The following is a 20,370-nucleotide window of genomic DNA, read 5'->3' as shown; positions in this document are numbered from 1 at the left end:
TTTTCAAAAAAGCCTCCAAATTAAATCAAAGATTCATTCATTTCTTTTGGCTTTTTAATCTGCATTATATCAAGCACTGTTGCTGCTATATTGCTAAGACCTAAATTTTCTTTTATCTTGCTTACTCCTTTAGCCTCTATGAAAACAAAGACATCAAAGGTTGTGTGATTTGTAAGCAAATTTCCTTTTTCATCTTTCATAGCTTCACAATTTCCATGATCGCTTGTTATGATAAAAGCATAACCATATTTTCTAGCCTCATCTACAAGTTCTCCCAAACACTTATCTACCGCTTCAACAGCCTTAACACAAGCGGAAAAATTGCCTGTATGACCGACCATATCCCCATTTGCAAAATTAACCACTATAAAATCATATCCATCTTGTATAGCTTTTTTTGTTGTTTCAAGCACCTCAAAGGCACTCATTTCTGGTTTTTCATCGTATGTTTTAACCTTAGGACTTGGTATTAAAACCCTACTTTCGCCCTTAAATTCATCTTCTTTTCCTCCATTAAAGAAAAACGTTACATGAGCGTATTTTTCAGTTTCTGCTGTATGAAATTGTTTTAGATTTTCATTAGAAATAACTTCTGCTAAGGTATTTTTAATGTCCTCCTTTTCAAATATAACAGGAAGTTTAAATTTATCATCATACACTGTCATTGTAAGTATATTTTTACAAAGTTTATCCCTTTTAAATTCGGAAAAATTGCTATCTTGCAAAACTGTTACAAGCTGTTTCATTCTATCGTTTCTAAAATTTATAAGTATGATACCATCGTCTTCGTTAAAACCGCTAAATTTTGGACTCTTAGCAGCCTTTATAAATTCATCAAAAACACCTTCATCATAACTTTGTTTAATATAATCACTAAAACTCTTTACTTCCTTGCTTTTAGCCAATAAGCATTCATAATACTCCTTAAGCCTTTCCCATCTTTTATCTCTATCCATAGCGTAAAATCTACCACAAATAGTTGCAAATTCCATATCTTCTTTATCGCAAAAATTTTCTAAATCCTTGATAAAATCAAGACCGCTAGTAGGTATAACATCTCTACCATCTGTTATAGCGTGCAAAAATACATTTTTATCAGAATCCTTAGCTATCTTTGCAATAGCTTTAAAGTGATTTAGATCAGAATGAACTCCTCCATTGCTATAAAGACCTATAATATGTATATTTTTGTGTTTTTTTAAAAAAGATTTTAAATTTTCATTATCTTTTAGAGTATTTTCTTCTATGGCTTTATTTATCCTAACCAAATTTTGATATATTATACGTCCGCTACCTATACACATATGCCCTACTTCGCTATTTCCCATTTGCCCTTCAGGAAGTCCTACTGCAAGACCACTTGTTTTAAGAACAGTGTTTGGAACTTCTTTAAAGAGCTTTTCATAATTTGGCTTATTAGCTTCATAAAATGCGTTAAATTTTTTACTTGGATTGTATCCTATACCATCTGTTATTACAAGTAAGCATTTTTGCTTCATTTTATTTCCTTAGTAAAATTTTAAGCTAAATTTTACTACAATTTTGCTTTTAAAAAATAAAAATAAGGTTAAATTTTGTATTATCTTTCTTACATAAGCGATTATGCTTTCTTTTCTTACATTAGTGTTCGTGCAGGACTTGCTTTTTTTATCGCACTAGCTTTGACACTTTTTTTGATGCCAAAATTTATAAAATGGGCAAAAAATAAAAATGCAAATCAGCCAATATATGAACTAGCTCCAAGTTCGCATCAAGAAAAAGGAAAAACTCCTACTATGGGTGGTCTTGTCTTTATAGCTTGTGCTTTATTTGCTTCTTTGCTCTGTGCTAGGCTTGATAATGCTTTGGTTTTATGCTCTTTGTTATGTCTTTTAGCATTTTGTGTTATAGGGCTTGTAGATGATTTGGGTAAGGTTTTAAAAAAAGATAATCACTCTGGTTTAAGTGCTAATTCAAAAATGCTATTTTTAATAATAGCTTCTTTTATATGTATTTTACCTCTTTATATGGGTTCTTATATAAGCACGGATCTTTATATCCCTTTTTATAAATATCCACTATTTGATATGCAAATTTTTGCATTGGCTTTTTGGGTTTTAGTTCTAATTTCAAGCTCAAACGCCGTAAATTTAACAGATGGGCTTGACGGACTTGCCACTGTTCCTTCTATATTTTCACTAGCCACCTTAGGTGTGTTTATGTATCTTAGTGGAAATGTGATATATAGCGAATACTTACTTTTGCCTAAAATTCAAGGTTTAGGAGAAGTAGTTATAGTCTGTGCGGCTTTAGTAGGAGCGTTAATGGGCTTTTTATGGTATAATTGCTACCCTGCTCAAGTTTTTATGGGAGATAGCGGAAGTCTTAGCATAGGCGGTTTTCTAGGATTTTTAGCGATAATTAGCAAAAATGAAATTTTACTTATATTAATAGGTTTTGTATTTGTGCTTGAGACAATATCAGTAATACTTCAAGTAGGTTCTTTTAAAATCTTTAACAAAAGAGTATTTAAAATGGCACCTATACATCATCACTTTGAAAAAATTGGCTGGGTGGAAAATAAAATAATAGTTCGTTTTTGGACAATAGCTTTATTAGCAAACCTAATAGCTCTTGCAACAATAAAGTTAAGATGATGAAGAAATCATTATTTGGATACGGAAAAACAACAAAAGCTATAGCACAAAAATTTGGTGGATTTTATATATATGATGATTCTTTTAAAGAAGCCAAAAATGATGAATTTGATAATGTGCTTTTAAATCCTAAGTATTTTGAAGCAGAGCTTAGCGAAATAGAGATAGTAAGCCCCGGTTTTCCAGCCACACACAGTCTAATACAAAAGGCTTTAAATTTAACAAGCGAGTATGATTATTTTTATGATATATCACCTAGAACTATATGGATAAGCGGGACAAATGGCAAAACTACAACAACTCAAATGTGCGGACATTTGCTTAAAAAAATAGGAGCTGAAATAGGAGCAAATGTCGGTGTGCCATTAGCGATTTTAAACCCTTATTCCAAGCTTTGGATACTTGAGACCTCATCTTTTACACTTCATTATACAAAAAAGGCAAAACCAGAGCTTTACATACTATTACCTATAACAGAAGATCATATTTCTTGGCACGGATCTTTTGAGGCTTATGAAAAGGCGAAATTAAGCGTATTATCCAGAATGAACGAATGCGATGTTGTTATATTGCCTAAAAAATACCAAAACATACACACAAAAGCTTATGTTATAAGCTATGAAGATGAAAAAGACTTAGCTGCTAAAATGGGTATAGATATAGATAAAATTTCTTTTAAAACCCCATTTTTATTAGATGCTATCTTAGCTTTAAGTGCTGAAAAAATTTTACTTGACACTCTAAGCTATGAACTTTTAAATAAATTTGAAATAACAGATAATAAATTAGAAGAATTCAAAGATAGCAAAGGTAGATTATGGGTAAATGATAGTAAAGCCACAAATTTAGACGCTACAAAAGCAGCTCTTAAAAGATATGAGGGTAAAAAAATTCATCTTATTATCGGAGGAGATGATAAGGGGGTTGATTTAAGAGCATTATTTTCTTTTATGAAAGATCTTGATATAAAACTTTATATAGTTGGAAGTAGTGAAGCTAGATTGTGTGCTTTAGCAAAGGAGTTTTTAATTGATTATCTTGCGTGCAAAACTGTAGAAAATGCGGTTTTGAATATAGACAAAAATTTAAAATTAAATGAAGTAGCACTTTTAAGTCCTGCTTGTGCTTCATTAGATCAATTTAAATCATACGCTCAAAGAGGAGAGGTTTTTAAACAAGTTGTAATGACTTTAAAATAATTTTTTCTAAAAAAGTTTTTATTTAAGTAAAATTCATTAAAATACTGTTTTGACTTATTAAAAGAGGTTTTTATGCGAGGTTATAAAATTTTTTCCGGTTCCACAAGTTTAGAATTTACAGAACAGATTTCTAAGTATCTATCTTTGCCGATTAGCAATGCGAGTATAAAAAGGTTTAGCGATGGAGAAATAAGCGTTCAAATAGATGAAAGCGTTAGAGGCAAGGACGTATTTATAGTGCAAAGCACCTGTGCTCCTAGCAATGATACATTAATGGAAGTTCTTATACTCACAGATGCTTTGCGTAGATCTAGTGCAAATTCTATAACTGCTATCATTCCGTATTTTGGCTATGCAAGACAAGATAGAAAACCTATGCCAAGAGTGCCAATAACTGCAAAACTAGTAGCAAATTTAATGCAAGTAGCAGGTATTGATAGAGTTGCTACTATGGATTTACACGCAGGACAAATTCAAGGTTTTTTTGATATACCAGTAGATAATTTATATGGAAGCATAGTATTTAATGAATACATAAAAAGTAAGAATTTCAAAAATCCAATAATAGCAAGTCCGGATATAGGCGGTATAGCAAGAGCAAGATCCGTTGCAAAAAGTCTTGGTATGGATATAGTGATTATAGATAAAAGACGAGAAAAAGCCAATGAAAGCGAAGTTATGAATATCATAGGAGATGTAAAAGATAAAGAAGTTATACTTGTAGATGATATCATAGACACAGCTGGAACTATAGTAAAAGCAGCTGCAGCTTTCAAGCAAAACGGAGCAAAGTCGGTAATGGCGTGTTGCACACACCCCGTTTTAAGCGGTCCTGCATACGAAAGAATAGCGACAGAAGCACTAGATGAGCTAGTCGTAACAGATACCATAAGCTTAAAACAAGAGTCTAAAAAGATAAAAGTTTTAAGCGTAGCACCTGTATTTGCAGAGGTTATAAGAAGAGTTTATCACAATGAAAGTGTAACTTCATTGTTTGTGTAATTTTTTCTTAAGCTCTTCACTTAAAATAATCTTTTTACCATTTTTATCAAGGCTTACAAATATGGCTTTTGCCGATGCTAGATCTTTAAGCTCACAAAAGCCCTCATCACAAAGCCTTTTTACATCTATTCTCATATCTATCTCTATGGAACTTTTTCCAAGTTTTACTATATCGGCATAGCAAAGCACATAATCACCCACTAATATAGGCTTTTTAAAATGTATTTTATCCATTGCTATGGTAACACTTCTATTTTGAGTAAGTTCTTTTACAACAACCCCTGCAGCTAAATCAAATATCTTTGTTATCCAGCCAGAACTCATAACTGATTTATCGCCGATTTTATCACTTGGCATAGCTATAATTTTTATTTGAGCGTCTTTCATAAATTTATCCTTAAAAACCGTGAATTTTCTTTAAATCATCATCTATAAGCTTTTTTTCTCCATTTTTATCCAAAGCTACAAAGGTTAAACTAGCAGAACAAACAGGAACACACATAGCAAAGCCTTCTTTACTGATTCTATCTGATATAACCTCAACATCAACCTTAATCGAACTATTACCCACGCTCATTATTTTCGCATAACAAGAAAGAACATCTGCTACAAAAACAGGTTGCTTAAAAACAACTTTATCCATAGAAACAGTAGCTACACCTTCGGGTGCTAGCTCTCTTGCGGCTACGGAAGCTGCAAGGTCCATTTGAGACATTATCCACCCACCAAATATATTACCGGCTGGATTTGTATCGCTTGGCATAGCTACCACACGTAATCTTGGCTCTTTCATATCCTTAACACCTATCTGTGCTAACATAATTTTCTCCTAAATATTAATAAAAATCTATTATAATAAAATTTCTAAAATACTAAGGACAAAAATATGAATAATTTTAAGCAAGTGGCAAAACTTACTCACAAGATGAGAGAAGAAATAAATTCTTTGTATGATGAAATAGATGAAAACAAGAAACTAAACAAAAGTGCTAAAAAGATATTAAAAATATGTTCTTTATCTGACAATAAAGAACACAGACTTGCCGTTTTAAAAAGATTGCTTAGCTTAAAAGAAGAGAATTTATTACAAATCTTAGATGATAAAACATTAAAATACAAAATATATAAAGAAGTAGCTAGTTTTTATAAAAAAAGATATGAAAAACTAATAAAAGAAATTTCAAAGCAAAATTTACTAGATGATTTTTATATAGAACTCATAAAAACAGTGCATAAAATAGGTCTTATTATGAATAAATTTTTCATATCTTGGGATAAAAAAATTCTATGCAAAAATGCAAATTTTTTAGAAAATAAATTTAAAAATCTAGAAGAAATTCTAAATTTTTTGCAAGATAATAATATTTATCAAAAAGATAGCTCAAACAATATCTCTGAAAGAACCTACGGTGCTATGGATATTAAAAAAGATAAGATAATATTTTTACCATATGCCCTAGCATTCAAAAAAGAATTTTTAAAAATAAAAAATGTATTTAATAAAAAAATCAAAAGCTTAGAGAAAAAATGCACGAAAAATGAGCATAAAAAATACCTTGTTTATATCAAAAAACTGAAAAAAGCTTTACTACAAACAAATAACGACAAGGTTATAAGCTCTTGGCAAGAAGCTGAACTTGCTTGGTTAAAGGTAAAATCACCTCTACAACTAGGACATCCACTAGAATACTACGAGGACAAATTTACAAAAGCAGTAGCACCGGAGTGGGATTTGAGATTAAATGAAGAAAGTATTATAAAGCCTGAATTTTGCATACAAAAACATAGAAACTGTTTTGAAAATATATTTAACTCACTAAATTTAAATGATAAAAAGTTAAAAAATGAAGTCTTGTCAAATATAAATAAAACTCAACTATACATATGCTCTCCTATGCTTTATTACGGTGCAGAATTAAACGGCTTGTTTTCAGCACAAGTTGTCCCAAATGATGAAACTGTAAGCAATAAAGGTGGAAAAAAGATATTTGCTTTTATAAATTTTGTATATGAAAACTCTAAAAAAGCTCCATTTATGCAAATTTCAAGTGAAATTTTTGATAAGAATTTTTTAGATTTTTCAAGAAAAATACTTTTTAAAGACGAACAAAAATGGAAAGAAGTATATGAAATTCTAACTATAGGACACGAATTTGGACATATTTATTTTGTAGCACAAGACAGCGAAATCAAAATGAATAAAAGTGGATATTTTAAAAATATAGAAGAATTTAAAGCAAGTGCTGGTGGGCTTATGTGCTTTTTTGAAAACGAAAAACCCCAACTAAAACTAGCTGTTTTCAATGAATTTATAAAAAGAGCTGTATCTTTAATAGCCTATCAAAATGTAGAAGAAATAAAACCTTACTACACAGAAGCTCTGATAAGTCTTAGCATACTGTTTAAAACAAAGGTTTTAAGCTTTGAGGAAAAATTATTTATTGATTTTAGTGAAAAAGCTTATGAGAGATTTAAGCTTGAATTTATAAAAGTATATAAACTTTTAGCACAGCACTACTCACAAAAACTAGATGCAAAAGAATTTTTATTTAAATTTTGCAAACTAAACAAAGGAATTTTTTTACCGATAGATGAAGAATGCGAAAAATTTGTGCTTTATTACTATAATCTATACAAAAAAATAGCCAATAAAATAGACACAAAAGCAAATGCTAAAGATTATTTATAAAAGTTGTTAAAATAATTTTTGTATAATTAAGCTTTTATAAGGAGCTTTTATGCAAAATATACTTGATACTCTTGAAAAAGGCGAAAGAATAGATGAAAATTTAGCTTACAAATTGTATGAACTTGACCTTTTTACTCTGGCAAAATACGCACATAAAAAAAGAGAAGCTTTGCACGGAAAAAAAGTGTATTTTAATGTAAATAGGCATATAAATCCTACAAATATTTGTGCTGATACCTGCAAATTTTGTGCTTTTTCGGCACACAGAAAAAATCCTAATCCTTACTTTATGACTCACGAAGAAATAATGAAAATAGTAGATAAAACCGTTAAAAATGGCACGAAAGAAATTCACATAGTATCAGCTCATAATAAAGATAGATCCTGGCAGTGGTATTTAGAGATCTTTAAGCTCATAAAAGATAAATACCCTACTTTGCATATAAAAGCTATGACCGCAGCTGAAATAGACTTTTTATATCGTCGCTTTAAGCTAAGTTACGAGGAAGTTATAGAAAAAATGCTTGAATATGGAGTTGATTCTATGCCCGGAGGCGGTGCTGAAATATTTGATGAGGAAGTTAGAGCTAAAATTTGCAAAGGCAAGGTAAGTAGTGAAAATTGGTTAAAAATTCATAAACTTTGGCATCAAAAAGGAAGGCAAAGCAATGCTACTATGCTTTTTGGGCATATCGAAAAAAGAGAGCACAGAATAGATCATATGCTAAGACTTAGAAAACTACAAGATGAAACGAATGGTTTTAATGCTTTCATACCCTTAGTATGGCAAAAAGATAATAGCTTTTTAGACATCAAAGAACAAGCCGATAGCGAGGAAATTTTAAAAACTATTGCTATATCTAGGATATTGCTAGATAATATAAAAAATATAAAAGCATATTGGGCTACTATGGGTATAAATTTGGCTATGGTAGCTCAAGAATTTGGAGCAAATGATCTTGATGGCACTATAGAAAAAGAAAACATACAAAGTGCTGGAGGTGCTAAAAGTGCTAAAGGTATGCAGTTAAAGACATTTATCGATATGATAAAAAGCTCGAATTTAATACCTGTCGAAAGAGATTCCTTGTATAATGAGTTAAAAAAATATGCTTGATATATTAAAAGAAAATAAAAGCTCTATGAAAACGGAAGTCATAGCTGGGCTTATCACCTTTATAACTATGATCTACATAATACCTGTAAATGCACACATTATGAGTGCGGCACAAATGCCTATGGAAGCTTTAATATGTGCAACAAGCTTGGTAAGTGCTATAGCTTGTATTTTTTGCGGACTCTTTTCAAATACCCCAATAGCTCTTAGCGTTGGTATGGGTATGAATGCCTATTTTGCTTTTGGTGTATGCGTGGCACAAAATATACCGTGGCAAAGTGCTTTAGCGGCTGTGTTTTTTTCAGGCTTAATATTTTTAATATTGTCATTTACAAATTTTAGAACACATATAATAAAAAATATACCAAAGGATCTTATTTTAGCTATATGTGCTGGTATAGGGCTTTTCATAGCCTTTATAGGTCTTTCTCAAATGAAACTGATAGTAAAAAATGAAAATACTATACTTTCTTTAGGAAATTTAAGTGATTCTTATGTTCTTATAGGGCTTTTTACCTTATTATTGCTTGTATTTTTTTATGCAATCAAGTTAAGGACTTCTTTTATTTTGGCTGTTCTTATCAGCTCCATAATAACATGGAGCTTTAATATAAATAATTATTCTTTGCCTCAAAACATCATATCTTTACCAAATTTTAGTGAAAATGGTGGTTTAAAGGAAATTTTTTTCAAGATTGATTTTTTTGCTATACTAGAGCTTAGTATGATACCTATAATACTAACATTTTTTGTAACTCAATTATTTGATAGCATAGGAACTATAAGCGGGGTTGGGGCTAGAAGTGGGCTTTTTGAAGGAAAAAAAGGAGAAAAAAAATTAGAAAAAGCTTTAATTGCAGATGCTGCAAGCTCTACTTTCTCTTCTTTTTTTGGCACTTCCACAGTTACTGCCTTTGTTGAAAGCAGTGCTGGAGTTGAAAGCGGTGCTAAAACAGGTTTAAGTTCTATTGTGGTAGGAATTTGCTTTTTGCTTAGCTTATTTTTTCTACCATTGTTTGAAGCCATACCTAAAAATGCTGTTTATCCAGTGCTTGTTATGGTTGGATTTTTGATGTTTTGCGAGGTTAAAAATATAAATTTTAAAAACCCAGCCATAGCTATATCAAGCTTTTTTATAATAATTATGATGCCACTTACCTACTCTATAACTACGGGTTTTGCTTTTGGTTTTTTAACTTATGTTTTAATGTGTTTTTTCACTAAGCAAAGATTAAATTTAACACTATTATTAATAGCACTAATCGCACTCGTGGTATTTGTGCTACAAATTCTAAAGTTTTAAAATGTATTTTTATTCCTATGATGAATTTAAAGAAGATGTAAAAATCTTAGCAAGACAAATTAAAAAAGATTTTAACCCAGACGCAATAGTAGCAGTAGCAAGAGGCGGACTGTCTTTAGCACATTCACTAGCTACGGCACTTTCAAATAGAAATCTTTTTGTCTTAAATTCCATACACTACGATGATACAAAAAAGCTTGATTATATAAAAATATTTAATATTCCCGATTTAAAAGAATTTAAAAAAGTCATAATAGTAGATGATTTAGTAGATAGCGGAGAAAGTATGATGGAGATAAAAAAGGTTTTGAGTGAAAAATTTAAAGAAATAGACTTTAAAGTAGCTACTATATTTTATAAAGATAAAGCCATTTTCAAGCCAGATTTTTATGCTAAAGAAGCCTTTGGGTGGATTGATTTTTACTGGGATATAGATATAGAAGAATAAAATGCTATCTAAAATAAAATACTTAACATTTTTTTGTCTTATATCTGTGGCGTTTTGCGATGAGAATTTAAGCATAAACAATACTTTAAATAATGCTGAAAATCAAAGCTTTGATTCTAGCTTTGATGATTTAGATGAGGAATTTAACAAAAAAGAAGTATATGATCCTTTAAAATCTTATAATGAAGTTATGACTAATTTTAACATAGGCTTTTACAGATACGTAGCAAAGCCTGTGATTATTACATACGACTTTGTAATACCTGATGTAGCTAGAAGCGGACTTAGAAATTTCTTTTCAAATTTAGCTATGCCGATTAGATTTAGTGGAAATTTGCTACAACTTAAATTTAAAGAAAGCGGCACGGAGCTTTTAAGATTTACTGTAAATACTTTCTTTGGATTCTTAGGACTACATGATACTGCAAGTGTTAGTGGTATAGCAAAATACGATTCTGATTTTGGTATAGCCTTAGCACACTGGGGTGTAGGTGGGGGTTTTCACTTTGTTTTGCCATTTTTAGGACCTAGTAATTTAAGAGATATAGCCTCCTTGCCTGTGAATTGGTATTTAAGCCCTACTGGATATTTAGAGCCGTTTTGGTTAAGTCTTAGTGTAAATTCTTTTGCTATAATGAATACAATGTCTCTTGAAAGTAAGACTCTTGATGAAATTTATTTTAATACACCTAATGTGTATCCATTTTTAAGAGATGCTTACGAGGCTAGAAGAGAGGCTTTGAGCAAATAAGGAGAGGTTATGAAAAAGGTTTTTTTGATTTTAGCTACAATTTTAAGCTTTAGCTTTGCATTAAAAGAAAATGAAATAAAAACTACAATGCAAACTAATATAAACAAAAGTCTAGAAGCTCTTAAGAAAAATAAAGACAAAACAAAGGCTGCAAATGAAATTTTTAAGCTATTTGATTTTATATTTGATTACAAGCTTATGGCACAACTTAGTCTTTCAACAAAATACAAAACCCTAAGTCAAGAAGAAAAAGAAAAATTTCAAGAAGCTTTTGAAAAACAACTTAAAACAAATTTTACAAACAAACTAAATTTATACACAAATCAAGAAATAAAAGTAAAAGATGGAAAAAAAGTAAAAGATAATAGATATAATCTAAATTCAACTATGACCGTAGATGGAGAAGAAAAAAGCATAGTCTTTAAATTTTATAGCAAAAACGATGAATGGTTTATATATGATGTAGATGTGCTTGGTATAAGTATAATACAAACTTACCGTTCGCAGTTCAAAGATATACTTGAAAACGGTAGCTTCAATGATATATTAAAAGCTCTAGAATCGGTAAATTTTGATAAATAATAATGCTTGAAAAAAGTTTAAAATTTATAATAAACAATGCAAAGATAACTCTTTTTGCAACAGTTTTTATATGCATTTTTATATCCTTGTTTTCTTTTAAATTGACAGTTGATGCTAGTGCAGAAAGCTTGCTTTTAGAAGATGATGAGGATTTAAAAATTTACAGAGAACTTTCTTCTCATTTTGCAAGTGAAGATTTTTTAATCCTTGCCTACGATAGCAATGATGAAACATTTGATAAAGAAAATTTAATAAAAAATGAAATACTAGCACAAGAATTAACAAAAATAGATGGTGTAAAGTCTGTATTAAATATAACAAATGCAATTTTATTAAACAGCGATGATTTAAGTTTGCAAGATAAGCTTGCCGTGCTGCCAAATATACTTAGCAAAGATACAAATTTAAGCAGGGCTAAAAAAGAACTTTTATCTCACCCATTTTATACAAATAATATTATCTCAAAAGATGCACAGACAGTTGCTTTTATAATATATCTAAAAAAAGATACAAGATATAATGAACTTATAAAATTAAGAGATGAAGCCTCAAATGAAAATGAAAAGGAAAGTTATAGAACTGAACTTAAAAAACATCAAGAAAATGAGATTAAAAAGCAAGAAAAACTTATAAAAGATATAAGAGAGCTTATAGCAAAACAAGATGATAAGGATAAATTTTATCTTGGCGGAATTCGTATGATAGCTGATGATATGATTTATTACATAAAAAAAGATATGTTGTATTATTCTTTTGCATTAGTCTTCATACTAGCTCTTGCTTTATGGTATTTTTTTAGAACTGCTCGTTTTGTATTTTTGCCGCTTTTTATATCTTTTATAAGCTTATCTACGGTTAGTGGAATTTTTGCATTGCTTGACTTTAGACTAACGGTAATATCTTCAAATTTTGTGCCTTTAGTATTGATAATAAGCCTTTCTTTAAGTATCCACCTAAGCACTCATTTTATAGAATATTCACATAAATTTAAACAAAGCTCCACCAAAAAGGTATTATTAGCTACTCTTTTATCAAAAGCAAAACCTAGTTTTTACGCCATATTAACAACTGTTATAGGATTTTTAAGTCTTATATTTTCAAATATAAATCCTATCATAAATTTAGGCATTATGATGAGTGTTGGAATTTGTATATCTTTGATACTTTGCTATGTATTGTTTGCAAGTATATTAAGCATATTACCAAAAAAAGAATATTGTATAAGATATACTAGATTAAGCTTCTTAAAAAAATTAGGAAAAATCAGCATAAAAAAAAGAGTTTTTGTATATACAATAAGCCTATTTATAATACTTCTAGCTTTGCTTGGAATTTCAAAGTTAAAAGTTGAAAATTCTTTTGTAAATTATTTTAAAGACAATAGCGAAATAAAAAAAGGTATGCTAAAAATAGATGAAAAACTCGGCGGCACAATACCGCTTGATGTGATAATAAAATTTAAAGAAGATGAAAAACAAGATAGCAAAACGCTTGATAGTTTTGAAGCAGAATTTGAGGAACTTGGCAAAAATGATACTTACTTTTTTAATTCTCATAAAAAAAGAATAGCAAAAAAAGTGCATACGTTTTTACAGGATAGAGAATTTGTAGGCTCTGTTTTAAGTTTAAACAGTCTTTTAGAACTTGGTAAAATCATGAATGATGGCAAAGAATTAGATGATTTTACCCTTGCTTTTTTAAATGAAAATTTAAACTCTGATTTCAAAGAACAGCTTTTAAAACCTTACGTAAGCATAGAAAACAATGAACTTAGATTTTCTATGAGGATACTTGATTCTGATGAGAATTTAAACAGAGATGAATTTATAAAAAATCTTAAAATTGATTTAGAAAATTTACTAAAAGATGAAAATGTAGAAATTTATATAACTAATGTAATGCTACTTTATAACAATATGCTTCAAAGTCTTTTTTCATCTCAATTTGATACATTGATTTTTGTGGCTTTAGCTATATTTTTAGTGTTTATATATGTCTTTAAAAGTGTTAAAATGGCATTTTTAGCAATTATAGCAAATCTAATACCTCTTAGTTTGATATTTGCTCTTATGGGATTTTTGGGGATAGCACTTGATTTTATGAGTATCACTATATCAGCCATAGCCATTGGTATAGGTGTTGATGATAGCATACACTATATACATAGATTTATGAAAGAACGACAAAAGAAAAGCCTTTTTAAATCAATACTAACAAGCCATTCTCAAATAGGAGCGGCTTTGCTTTATACCACTGTAACAGTTGTGCTTGGGTTTGGGATAATGCTTACAAGTGAATTCATACCTACCATAACATTTGCACTTTTAATTATATTTGTAATGCTATGTCTAATGCTAGGAACTCTTATCTTGCTCGCTTCGTTGCTATCAAGTTTCTACAAAGAAGTTAAGAAAAATAAATAGTAGTAGCCATATAAACAACATAAGCAAAAACAATAATTGCTATGTAGTATATAAAAGATTTCATACTAATCCTTTTTAAATAATCTTAACAAAAAACTTATATTTTGCAAAGCTTTTTTTCTATGAGATATTAAATTTTTTTCTTCAAAAGAAAGTTCAGCTAATGTTTTATCAAAACCACTTGGAACAAACAAAGAATCATAACCAAAGCCATTCTCGCCTCTTTGTTCGCTGAGCACATATCCACGCAAAACACCGCTAGCACAAAATTCACCATAAACACAACAAAGCCCAATAAATGCTTGAAAATATGCCTTGCTTTGACTTAAATTTAAATTTTTAAGCTCAGTGATTAATTTCTTTCGATTCGCCTCATCGCTTCCTTGCTTAGAAAATCTAGCAGAAAAGATTCCAGGCTTACCATTTAAAGCTTCTACGCAAAGCCCACTATCATCGCTTAGCACTATAAAATCTTTTTTATCCTTAGTGCTTAAAGAATCAAAAACAGCTCTAGACTTAATCAAGGCATTTTCTTTAAAAGAATTTCCATTTTCTTCTATATCGCCATTAAAAAAATCTTTCAAAGAAAAGAAATCAAATTCATACAATAACGCTTTAAATTCTTTTATTTTGCCTTCATTTGAACTTGCTATGATAATCTTTTTCATAAAAGAAGTTTAAAGAAAAATATTTAACTAAGAATAAATAATTGACTTTTTATAAACTAAAAGATAGTAGAATCTTGTCTTTAATTAAATTAGGATTGCTTTATGTTAAAGACCGTTTTGCCACTATCTTTCATAGTTGGGACAAGATTTTTTGGGCTGTTTATAGTCTTGCCCGTTTTATCTCTTTACAGTTCTATTTTAAAAGATGCTAATGATTTTTTAGTAGGGCTTTTAGTAGGGCTTTATGCACTAGCACAAATGATTTTACAAGTTCCTTTTGGAATTTTAAGCGATAAAATAGGGCGCAAAAAAACTCTGCTTATAGGTTTATTGGTATTTATACTTGGCTCTATTATATGTGCCAACGCAAATGATATTTACACTATGATACTTGGAAGAACTCTACAAGGAGCTGGAGCTATAGGAGCGGTAGCAACAGCTATGATAAGTGATTTTATAGTAGAAGAGCAAAGATCTAAAGCAATGGCTATAATGGGTATGTTTATAGGTCTTGCATTTGCACTATCTATGGTAATAGCTCCGATAATGAGTGCAAAATGGGGGCTTTCAAGCTTATTTGAACTAAGTGCTATATTAACAGTGATCTGTATAATACTACTTTTTACTATAGTGCCAAAAGAGGTAAAAATAAAACACGAAAATACAAAGACTCCTCTGAAGGTATTTTTTACGGAAAAAAATTTTTTCATAATGAATTTTACAAATTTTATGCAAAAAATGCTGATGAGTATAGCTTTTTTCACAACACCTATAATATTTGTGAAAATGGGCGTAAGTTCTCTCTTAGGCACTTCTAGCGTAGTAGCTAGCGAACATCTTTGGAAACTTTACACGGTATCTATGATATTTGGCTTTTTTGCAATGGGCATTGCTGGATCTTTAGGAGAAAAAAGAGGTTTTTCTAAACAGTTTTTAATACTTGGTGTATTTTTATTTTTAATTTACTGTGTTGCAGTTGCCTTAAGTTTGTATGCGTATGATTTATTTTTGTATAAATATATTTACACTTTGATATATGATGATCTTGCATTTATAGTATTTATAATAGCGGTATTTGTATTTTTTATAGCATTTAATTTACACGAACCTATAATGCAAAGCTGTGCTTCTAAATTTGCTAAAGTCAATGAAAAAGGTGCTGCTCTTGGCGTGTTTAATGCTTTTGGATATTTTGGAGCCTTTATTGGTGGAAGTATCATAGGACTTGCATTTCACTATGAATTTGAAATACAAAGTTTTGCCATACTATCTGTATTGTCTTTGCTTTGGCTTATATTATTATTTTTTCTAAAAAATCCTAAGGACTTTAAAAACTTATATCTTGATTTGAATGAGGATATAAATATAAAAGAAATGCAAAATACTTACGGAGTAATCGAGGTTTATAAAAATTCAAAAAATATAGTAATTAAATTTGATAGCAAAAAAACAAATGAAAACACACTCTTAGAAAAAAAGGATAAGTAATGAAAAAAATCATATTATTTTTAAGTGCAACATTGAGTTTGAGTTTAGCTGCCACTGATGCACAGATAAAAAAGTTTTACGAAGAAACATTTAAAGAGCAACTAAATAAACCTACATTAAAAATACTAAAAAGAGAAAAAGTAGAAGGAAGTGATTTTGAAGCTGTTGTTATAAGCCTTGAATCAGACAAAATGAAAATAGAGGATATGATATTTACAAAAGGCGATATAATAGTCCCTGATATAATAGATCTTAAAAAAAATATCTCCTATAAACAATCCTACGAAGTTAAAAAAATGCTAGAACAAAAACAAGAATTTAGCAAAAAAGCTTTAAATGAGTTAAAAAAAGAAAAAATGCTAATTAGTCTTGGCGATAGCAAAAAGCCTCTTGTGTATATATTTAGCGATCCAGAATGCCCGTATTGTAGAATGCATCTTAAAAATGTAAGAAATGATTTAAAAACTCACCAAATCAAACTTATATTAACTCCAGTGCATGGTCTTAGTGCTTTTGAAAAATCAGCTCTAATTTACAAAGAAATTAAAAAAGCTAAAAACGATGAGGATAAAATAAAAATTTTAGAAAAATATTATAGTGAAAAATTACCAAGCTATACGGAAAAAAGTGAAAAAGGTTTCAATGTTAGCAAAAAAGAAGTAGAAGAAGTTGTAAAACTTTATCAAAAATATAATTCTTTAGGACTTAGTGCAGTTCCTATGATATTAGAAGCTAAATAGTCTTTATAGTAGGCTTTGAAATTTTTTCAAAGCCATTTTTTCTCTTATGCCTATTTTATAATATATAAAATTTAAATAATTTTTTATATCTTTCTTGTCTATGCCTCTTTGTATAGAATACCTTTCTAATATATAAGCAGGAATTTTTGTTTTTTTTCTCAAAAAAGGATAAAGCATTTTTTCATACAATTTTTTATGCCTTATACAAGAAAAACGCCCAAATACAAAAGGCAAGGATGTTTTTTCATACCACAAAGAGCAAAGATCATTATAAAGATGAGGTTCTTTTATGTATCTTCTAAGAGCCTCGTCCCCTATCACAACCTTACCATTTTGTTTTAATACCTTAGCAAGGGCATTTGAAGTTGCTGAACTTTTATCTTTTTCATAGCTTGTATTTTTTTGGACAAGAACGCTTAAAACTCTTTTATTAGCACAAATTCCTAAATCAAGCTTTTTGTATTTCTTTTTAAAACTTTCTATGCTAGAAATAACACTTGAATCTATTTGTCTATTAGAGATAGCTTTATTCATCTTGCTTGGCACACCGCTTTTGTAATGCATAGCTTTTTTTATGCCATTTGGCAAGGGATATTTTTTGATATATATATGCAAAGGCAACAAATTTAAATAGTCTATATTAGCAAAAATCAAAAAATAGCCCTCATATTTTCCAAGAAAAGTTCTATCCTTTTTTTGCTATCATCTACTCCTACAAATTCAAGGACTTCAAATATACTAGGACTAACTGTTTTTCCGGTCAAAGCTAATCTCAAAGCCTGTGCTATATCTTTTAACTCTAAGTCATAATCTTTTAAAAAAGTATTAGTAAAATTTTCAAAATCAGCAGCCTTATGCTCTTTATCTAGTTTTTGTGCATAAAGTTGTAAATTTTTTAATGTATTTTCATTTATAAATTTTTTGATACCTTTTTCATCATATTTTTGTGGCTGATTTATAATATCCTTTGCACTTTGTATTATATCCAACAAAGTCTTAGCTCTTGCTCTTAACATATCTAATAAGAATTCTGGCTTTTTAACAATATCTAAATCAAAACCAAGTCCTTTTAAATTTTTCTTTAAATTCTCATAAGGTAAATTTTTTATATAGTATTCATTAAGCCATTCTAGCTTTTTAAAATCATAAGAAGACGCACTTTTGCTAATGTGTTCTGGAGAAAAAATATTTTTAAGTTCGTCCATAGAAAAAATTTCATCATCTCCGTGACTCCAACCCAAGCGAACTAAAAAATTCAGCAAAGCCTCTGGCAAAATCCCCATAGCTTTGTATTCCATAACATCAGTAGCACCGTCTCTTTTTGAAAGCTTTTTACCAGAACTTGAATGTATCATAGCAACATGATAAAATTTTGGCACAGCAAAACCTAATGCTTCATAAATCACAATCTGTTTTGGGGTATTTGAAAGATGATCATCTCCTCTTATCACATCGCTAACACCCATTAAAGCATCATCTACCACGACAGTGAAATTATAAGTAGGCGAACCATCGCTTCTTGCTATAATAAAATCATCTACTATATCATCTGCTTTAAAGCTAATCCTACCTTTTATGCCGTCATAAAAGCTTATATCTCCGTCTAAAGGAGCTTTTATACGAATGACAGGACTTATACCGCTTGGAGGAGTGCCTACAAAGTCTCTGTATCGTCCATCATATCTTGGTCTTTGTTTTGCTGCCTCTTGAGTCGCTCTTAAAGCGTCTAATTCATCTTTACTCATATAACAATAATAAGCTTTTTTTTCATCTAATAATTTTTGTATATATTTTTTATATATATCAAATCTTTTAGATTGGTAAAAAATTTCTGAATCATAATCCAAACCACACCATTTAAAAGCTTCTATAATGGCTTTTGTAGCCTCTAAAGAATTTCTTTTTAAATCTGTATCTTCTATACGAAGTAAAAATTTTCCACCATTTTTTCTAGCATAAAGATAATTATAAAGGGCTGTTCTAAGACCTCCTATATGCAAGTATCCTGTTGGAGACGGTGCAAAGCGAGTTACTATCATTTTGTTTTGTCCTTAAAATTTTATACACTTAAATACGCTATAATGCTATATTTAGACTTAAAAAGGCTTGAAAATGAGATTATTTTTTTTACTTATTTTTATCTGTATTTTTTCTTATGCAAAAACAATAAATGCAATAGCATTAACAGTAAATAAAGAAGCTATAACAAAATATGAAATTCAAAAACTTATGCAAGATAGAAGAATTTCTAAGCAAGAAGCTATAAACGAGCTTATAAATGAAAAACTTGAACTAGCGGAAATAGAAAAATACAGAATTTTTGCTAATGAATACGAAATAGAAGATGAAATGAATAAAATGCTATCACAAAGCGGAAGTTCTATTAGTGCGATGAAAGTTAGATTAAATCCTAGTGATTTTCAAAAAGCAAAAAATAAATTCAAAACACAACTTGAAAAAAGGAAGCTTTATGAAGCTCTGCTAGGTGGTTTTAAAGTAGATACTAGCGACCAAGGTGCTAAAAACTACTATGAAAATCATAGAGATGAATTTATGCTTTTTACGAAAATAAGTGCTGATGTCTTAACTTCAAGCAATGATAGAGAGCTTGAAACATATAGAAGAGGTGGTATAAGATCAAAATCTATAAAAAGTCAAAGAGTTGTGTTAAGTCCTGAAAATAGCGATATTAGACTCTTAGCATTTCTTTCTAGGATAAAAGAAAATGAAAGCACAAGTATAATGCAAAATGGCGATATTTTTGTATCATACAGAGTTATAGCTAAAAGCAATGCTGAATATTTTCAATTTGAACAAATAAAAAATGAAGTAAAAAATGTTTATGCAAATAGGCAAAGAGACGAATATCTTAGTGATTATTTTGATAAATTAAGAGTTAAGGCTGAAATAAAATATCTAAGATAAAAACTTAAAAAATAAGCAAAAATTAAAAAAAAAAAAAAATAGAATTTCATTTACAAATCTTTAAAGAAAGGTGAAAAATGGAATTTTTTCAAGGAAAAATTAAGGACTATAAAAAGGAAACCTTGACCAATACACAAGGCTACATAGATGGAGATATAAAAGGTAATGTAGGCACCTCATTTTCTTTTCTTCACGGAAAAAAAGTAGTATCAGGCAAAACAAAAGGAAAAATAAAAGGAGAAACAATAACTACATACGAGCACATCGTAAGTTTTGATATAGGTGATGAGTCTTTTAGATTGCTTGGAGACTATGTATTTAAAGACGGAGATGAAATTGCTCTTTCAAGTCTGTGATATGATTGTTTTGTGGCGTTTTTTTGTGACTTTTTAGTCTTTT

The 20,370-nt window shown here is 29.6% G+C and carries 20 protein-coding genes; 14 read left to right on the top strand and 6 right to left on the bottom strand.

Annotated elements, in window-relative coordinates; genetic code table 11:
- Nucleotides 1–20: 20 nt before the first annotated feature.
- Entirely contained in the window at nucleotides 21–1,499 is a 1,479-nt protein-coding gene (gene gpmI / locus Q0J35_RS02610; protein ID WP_297192990.1) for a 2,3-bisphosphoglycerate-independent phosphoglycerate mutase, read from the bottom strand.
- Between the two features lie 75 nt (nucleotides 1,500–1,574).
- Between gpmI and mraY the strand changes: the two genes are divergently transcribed.
- From mraY to Q0J35_RS02595, 3 genes are all read left to right on the top strand, one after another.
- Nucleotides 1,575–2,636, top strand: a complete 1,062-nt coding sequence (gene mraY, locus Q0J35_RS02605) for a phospho-N-acetylmuramoyl-pentapeptide-transferase (protein WP_297192989.1) — start codon at nucleotides 1,575–1,577, stop codon at nucleotides 2,634–2,636.
- Nucleotides 2,636–3,835: a UDP-N-acetylmuramoyl-L-alanine--D-glutamate ligase gene (gene murD, locus Q0J35_RS02600; RefSeq protein ID WP_297192988.1), complete on the top strand. Its 1,200-nt coding sequence runs from the start codon at nucleotides 2,636–2,638 to the stop codon at nucleotides 3,833–3,835. The genes mraY and murD overlap by 1 nt, the downstream gene beginning before the upstream one ends.
- A 72-nt stretch (nucleotides 3,836–3,907) precedes the next feature.
- Nucleotides 3,908–4,837, top strand: coding sequence for a ribose-phosphate pyrophosphokinase (locus Q0J35_RS02595; RefSeq protein WP_297192987.1), 930 nt, complete (start codon nucleotides 3,908–3,910; stop codon nucleotides 4,835–4,837).
- Here Q0J35_RS02595 and Q0J35_RS02590 read toward each other — a convergent pair.
- Nucleotides 4,823–5,224 (bottom strand): hotdog domain-containing protein, encoded by a 402-nt coding sequence (locus tag Q0J35_RS02590; protein WP_297192986.1) that lies wholly within the window; start codon nucleotides 5,222–5,224, stop codon nucleotides 4,823–4,825. The two genes, Q0J35_RS02595 and Q0J35_RS02590, sit on opposite strands and share 15 nt — an antisense overlap.
- A 10-nt stretch (nucleotides 5,225–5,234) precedes the next feature.
- A complete protein-coding gene (locus Q0J35_RS02585; protein ID WP_297192985.1) occupies nucleotides 5,235–5,657 on the bottom strand; it encodes an acyl-CoA thioesterase in 423 nt (140 codons plus the stop codon).
- Between the two features lie 66 nt (nucleotides 5,658–5,723).
- Between Q0J35_RS02585 and ciaB the strand changes: the two genes are divergently transcribed.
- The 7 genes from ciaB to Q0J35_RS02550 are packed head-to-tail and all read left to right on the top strand — an operon-like array spanning nucleotide 5,724 to nucleotide 14,150.
- Entirely contained in the window at nucleotides 5,724–7,526 is a 1,803-nt protein-coding gene (ciaB, locus tag Q0J35_RS02580) for an invasion protein CiaB (protein ID WP_297192984.1), read from the top strand.
- 49 nt (nucleotides 7,527–7,575) lie between these two features.
- Nucleotides 7,576–8,643, top strand: a complete 1,068-nt coding sequence (mqnE, locus tag Q0J35_RS02575; RefSeq protein ID WP_297192983.1) for an aminofutalosine synthase MqnE — start codon at nucleotides 7,576–7,578, stop codon at nucleotides 8,641–8,643.
- Entirely contained in the window at nucleotides 8,636–9,946 is a 1,311-nt protein-coding gene (locus Q0J35_RS02570; RefSeq protein ID WP_297192982.1) for an NCS2 family permease, read from the top strand. Before mqnE ends, Q0J35_RS02570 begins: the two co-directional genes overlap by 8 nt.
- A gap of 1 nt (nucleotide 9,947) precedes the next feature.
- On the top strand, nucleotides 9,948–10,394 hold the full coding sequence (locus Q0J35_RS02565) for a phosphoribosyltransferase family protein (RefSeq protein ID WP_297192981.1): 447 nt from the start codon (nucleotides 9,948–9,950) through the stop codon (nucleotides 10,392–10,394).
- 1 nt (nucleotide 10,395) lies between these two features.
- Nucleotides 10,396–11,145, top strand: coding sequence for a VacJ family lipoprotein (locus Q0J35_RS02560; RefSeq protein ID WP_297192980.1), 750 nt, complete (start codon nucleotides 10,396–10,398; stop codon nucleotides 11,143–11,145).
- Nucleotides 11,146–11,154: 9 nt separating this feature from the next.
- Nucleotides 11,155–11,727 (top strand): ABC transporter substrate-binding protein, encoded by a 573-nt coding sequence (locus Q0J35_RS02555; protein ID WP_297192979.1) that lies wholly within the window; start codon nucleotides 11,155–11,157, stop codon nucleotides 11,725–11,727.
- Between the two features lie 2 nt (nucleotides 11,728–11,729).
- Nucleotides 11,730–14,150 carry an MMPL family transporter gene (locus tag Q0J35_RS02550; protein WP_297192978.1) on the top strand — a complete coding sequence of 807 codons (2,421 nt, stop codon included), beginning with the start codon at nucleotides 11,730–11,732 and terminating at the stop codon, nucleotides 14,148–14,150.
- 65 nt (nucleotides 14,151–14,215) lie between these two features.
- Here the strand turns inward: Q0J35_RS02550 and rdgB are convergent, their stop codons facing one another.
- The gene (gene rdgB / locus Q0J35_RS02545; RefSeq protein WP_297192977.1) at nucleotides 14,216–14,818 is read right to left on the bottom strand and encodes an RdgB/HAM1 family non-canonical purine NTP pyrophosphatase; all 603 of its coding nucleotides are present in this window, start codon (nucleotides 14,816–14,818) and stop codon (nucleotides 14,216–14,218) included.
- Between the two features lie 102 nt (nucleotides 14,819–14,920).
- Here rdgB and Q0J35_RS02540 point away from each other — a divergent pair, with 102 nt between their 5' ends.
- The gene (locus Q0J35_RS02540; protein ID WP_297192976.1) at nucleotides 14,921–16,306 is read left to right on the top strand and encodes an MFS transporter; all 1,386 of its coding nucleotides are present in this window, start codon (nucleotides 14,921–14,923) and stop codon (nucleotides 16,304–16,306) included.
- A complete protein-coding gene (locus Q0J35_RS02535) occupies nucleotides 16,306–17,046 on the top strand; it encodes a thioredoxin fold domain-containing protein (protein ID WP_297192975.1) in 741 nt (246 codons plus the stop codon). Before Q0J35_RS02540 ends, Q0J35_RS02535 begins: the two co-directional genes overlap by 1 nt.
- Nucleotides 17,047–17,049: 3 nt before the next feature.
- On the opposite strand, the gene Q0J35_RS02530 is transcribed toward Q0J35_RS02535, so the two are convergent.
- Both Q0J35_RS02530 and gltX read right to left on the bottom strand, forming a co-directional pair.
- The gene (locus Q0J35_RS02530) at nucleotides 17,050–17,700 is read right to left on the bottom strand and encodes an MqnA/MqnD/SBP family protein (protein WP_297192974.1); all 651 of its coding nucleotides are present in this window, start codon (nucleotides 17,698–17,700) and stop codon (nucleotides 17,050–17,052) included.
- Entirely contained in the window at nucleotides 17,697–19,085 is a 1,389-nt protein-coding gene (gltX, locus tag Q0J35_RS02525; RefSeq protein ID WP_297192973.1) for a glutamate--tRNA ligase, read from the bottom strand. Before gltX ends, Q0J35_RS02530 begins: the two co-directional genes overlap by 4 nt.
- A gap of 73 nt (nucleotides 19,086–19,158) precedes the next feature.
- On the opposite strand from gltX, the gene Q0J35_RS02520 reads away from it, so the two are divergent.
- Both Q0J35_RS02520 and Q0J35_RS02515 read left to right on the top strand, forming a co-directional pair.
- Nucleotides 19,159–19,971, top strand: coding sequence for a hypothetical protein (locus Q0J35_RS02520; protein WP_297192972.1), 813 nt, complete (start codon nucleotides 19,159–19,161; stop codon nucleotides 19,969–19,971).
- 77 nt (nucleotides 19,972–20,048) lie between these two features.
- A complete protein-coding gene (locus tag Q0J35_RS02515) occupies nucleotides 20,049–20,327 on the top strand; it encodes a hypothetical protein (protein WP_297192971.1) in 279 nt (92 codons plus the stop codon).
- The last annotated feature ends 43 nt before the right edge of the window (nucleotides 20,328–20,370 follow it).

The organism is uncultured Campylobacter sp. (assembly GCF_944323605.1).
GTDB lineage: Bacteria > Campylobacterota > Campylobacteria > Campylobacterales > Campylobacteraceae > Campylobacter_D.
The sequence above is the reverse complement of the archived record's forward strand: the minus strand, read 5'-3'. Positions and strand labels throughout refer to the sequence as shown.

Coding starts and splice junctions, on each gene's coding strand:
- gpmI (WP_297192990.1), bottom strand. CDS start 1,499: ATGAAGCAAAAATGCTTACTTGTAATAACAGATGGTATAGGATACAAT.
- murD (WP_297192988.1), top strand. CDS start 2,636: ATGAAGAAATCATTATTTGGATACGGAAAAACAACAAAAGCTATAGCA.
- Q0J35_RS02595 (WP_297192987.1), top strand. CDS start 3,908: ATGCGAGGTTATAAAATTTTTTCCGGTTCCACAAGTTTAGAATTTACA.
- Q0J35_RS02590 (WP_297192986.1), bottom strand. CDS start 5,224: ATGAAAGACGCTCAAATAAAAATTATAGCTATGCCAAGTGATAAAATC.
- Q0J35_RS02585 (WP_297192985.1), bottom strand. CDS start 5,657: ATGTTAGCACAGATAGGTGTTAAGGATATGAAAGAGCCAAGATTACGT.
- ciaB (WP_297192984.1), top strand. CDS start 5,724: ATGAATAATTTTAAGCAAGTGGCAAAACTTACTCACAAGATGAGAGAA.
- mqnE (WP_297192983.1), top strand. CDS start 7,576: ATGCAAAATATACTTGATACTCTTGAAAAAGGCGAAAGAATAGATGAA.
- Q0J35_RS02570 (WP_297192982.1), top strand. CDS start 8,636: ATGCTTGATATATTAAAAGAAAATAAAAGCTCTATGAAAACGGAAGTC.
- Q0J35_RS02565 (WP_297192981.1), top strand. CDS start 9,948: ATGTATTTTTATTCCTATGATGAATTTAAAGAAGATGTAAAAATCTTA.
- Q0J35_RS02560 (WP_297192980.1), top strand. CDS start 10,396: ATGCTATCTAAAATAAAATACTTAACATTTTTTTGTCTTATATCTGTG.
- Q0J35_RS02555 (WP_297192979.1), top strand. CDS start 11,155: ATGAAAAAGGTTTTTTTGATTTTAGCTACAATTTTAAGCTTTAGCTTT.
- Q0J35_RS02550 (WP_297192978.1), top strand. CDS start 11,730: ATGCTTGAAAAAAGTTTAAAATTTATAATAAACAATGCAAAGATAACT.
- rdgB (WP_297192977.1), bottom strand. CDS start 14,818: ATGAAAAAGATTATCATAGCAAGTTCAAATGAAGGCAAAATAAAAGAA.
- Q0J35_RS02540 (WP_297192976.1), top strand. CDS start 14,921: ATGTTAAAGACCGTTTTGCCACTATCTTTCATAGTTGGGACAAGATTT.
- Q0J35_RS02535 (WP_297192975.1), top strand. CDS start 16,306: ATGAAAAAAATCATATTATTTTTAAGTGCAACATTGAGTTTGAGTTTA.
- gltX (WP_297192973.1), bottom strand. CDS start 19,085: ATGATAGTAACTCGCTTTGCACCGTCTCCAACAGGATACTTGCATATA.
- Q0J35_RS02520 (WP_297192972.1), top strand. CDS start 19,159: ATGAGATTATTTTTTTTACTTATTTTTATCTGTATTTTTTCTTATGCA.
- Q0J35_RS02515 (WP_297192971.1), top strand. CDS start 20,049: ATGGAATTTTTTCAAGGAAAAATTAAGGACTATAAAAAGGAAACCTTG.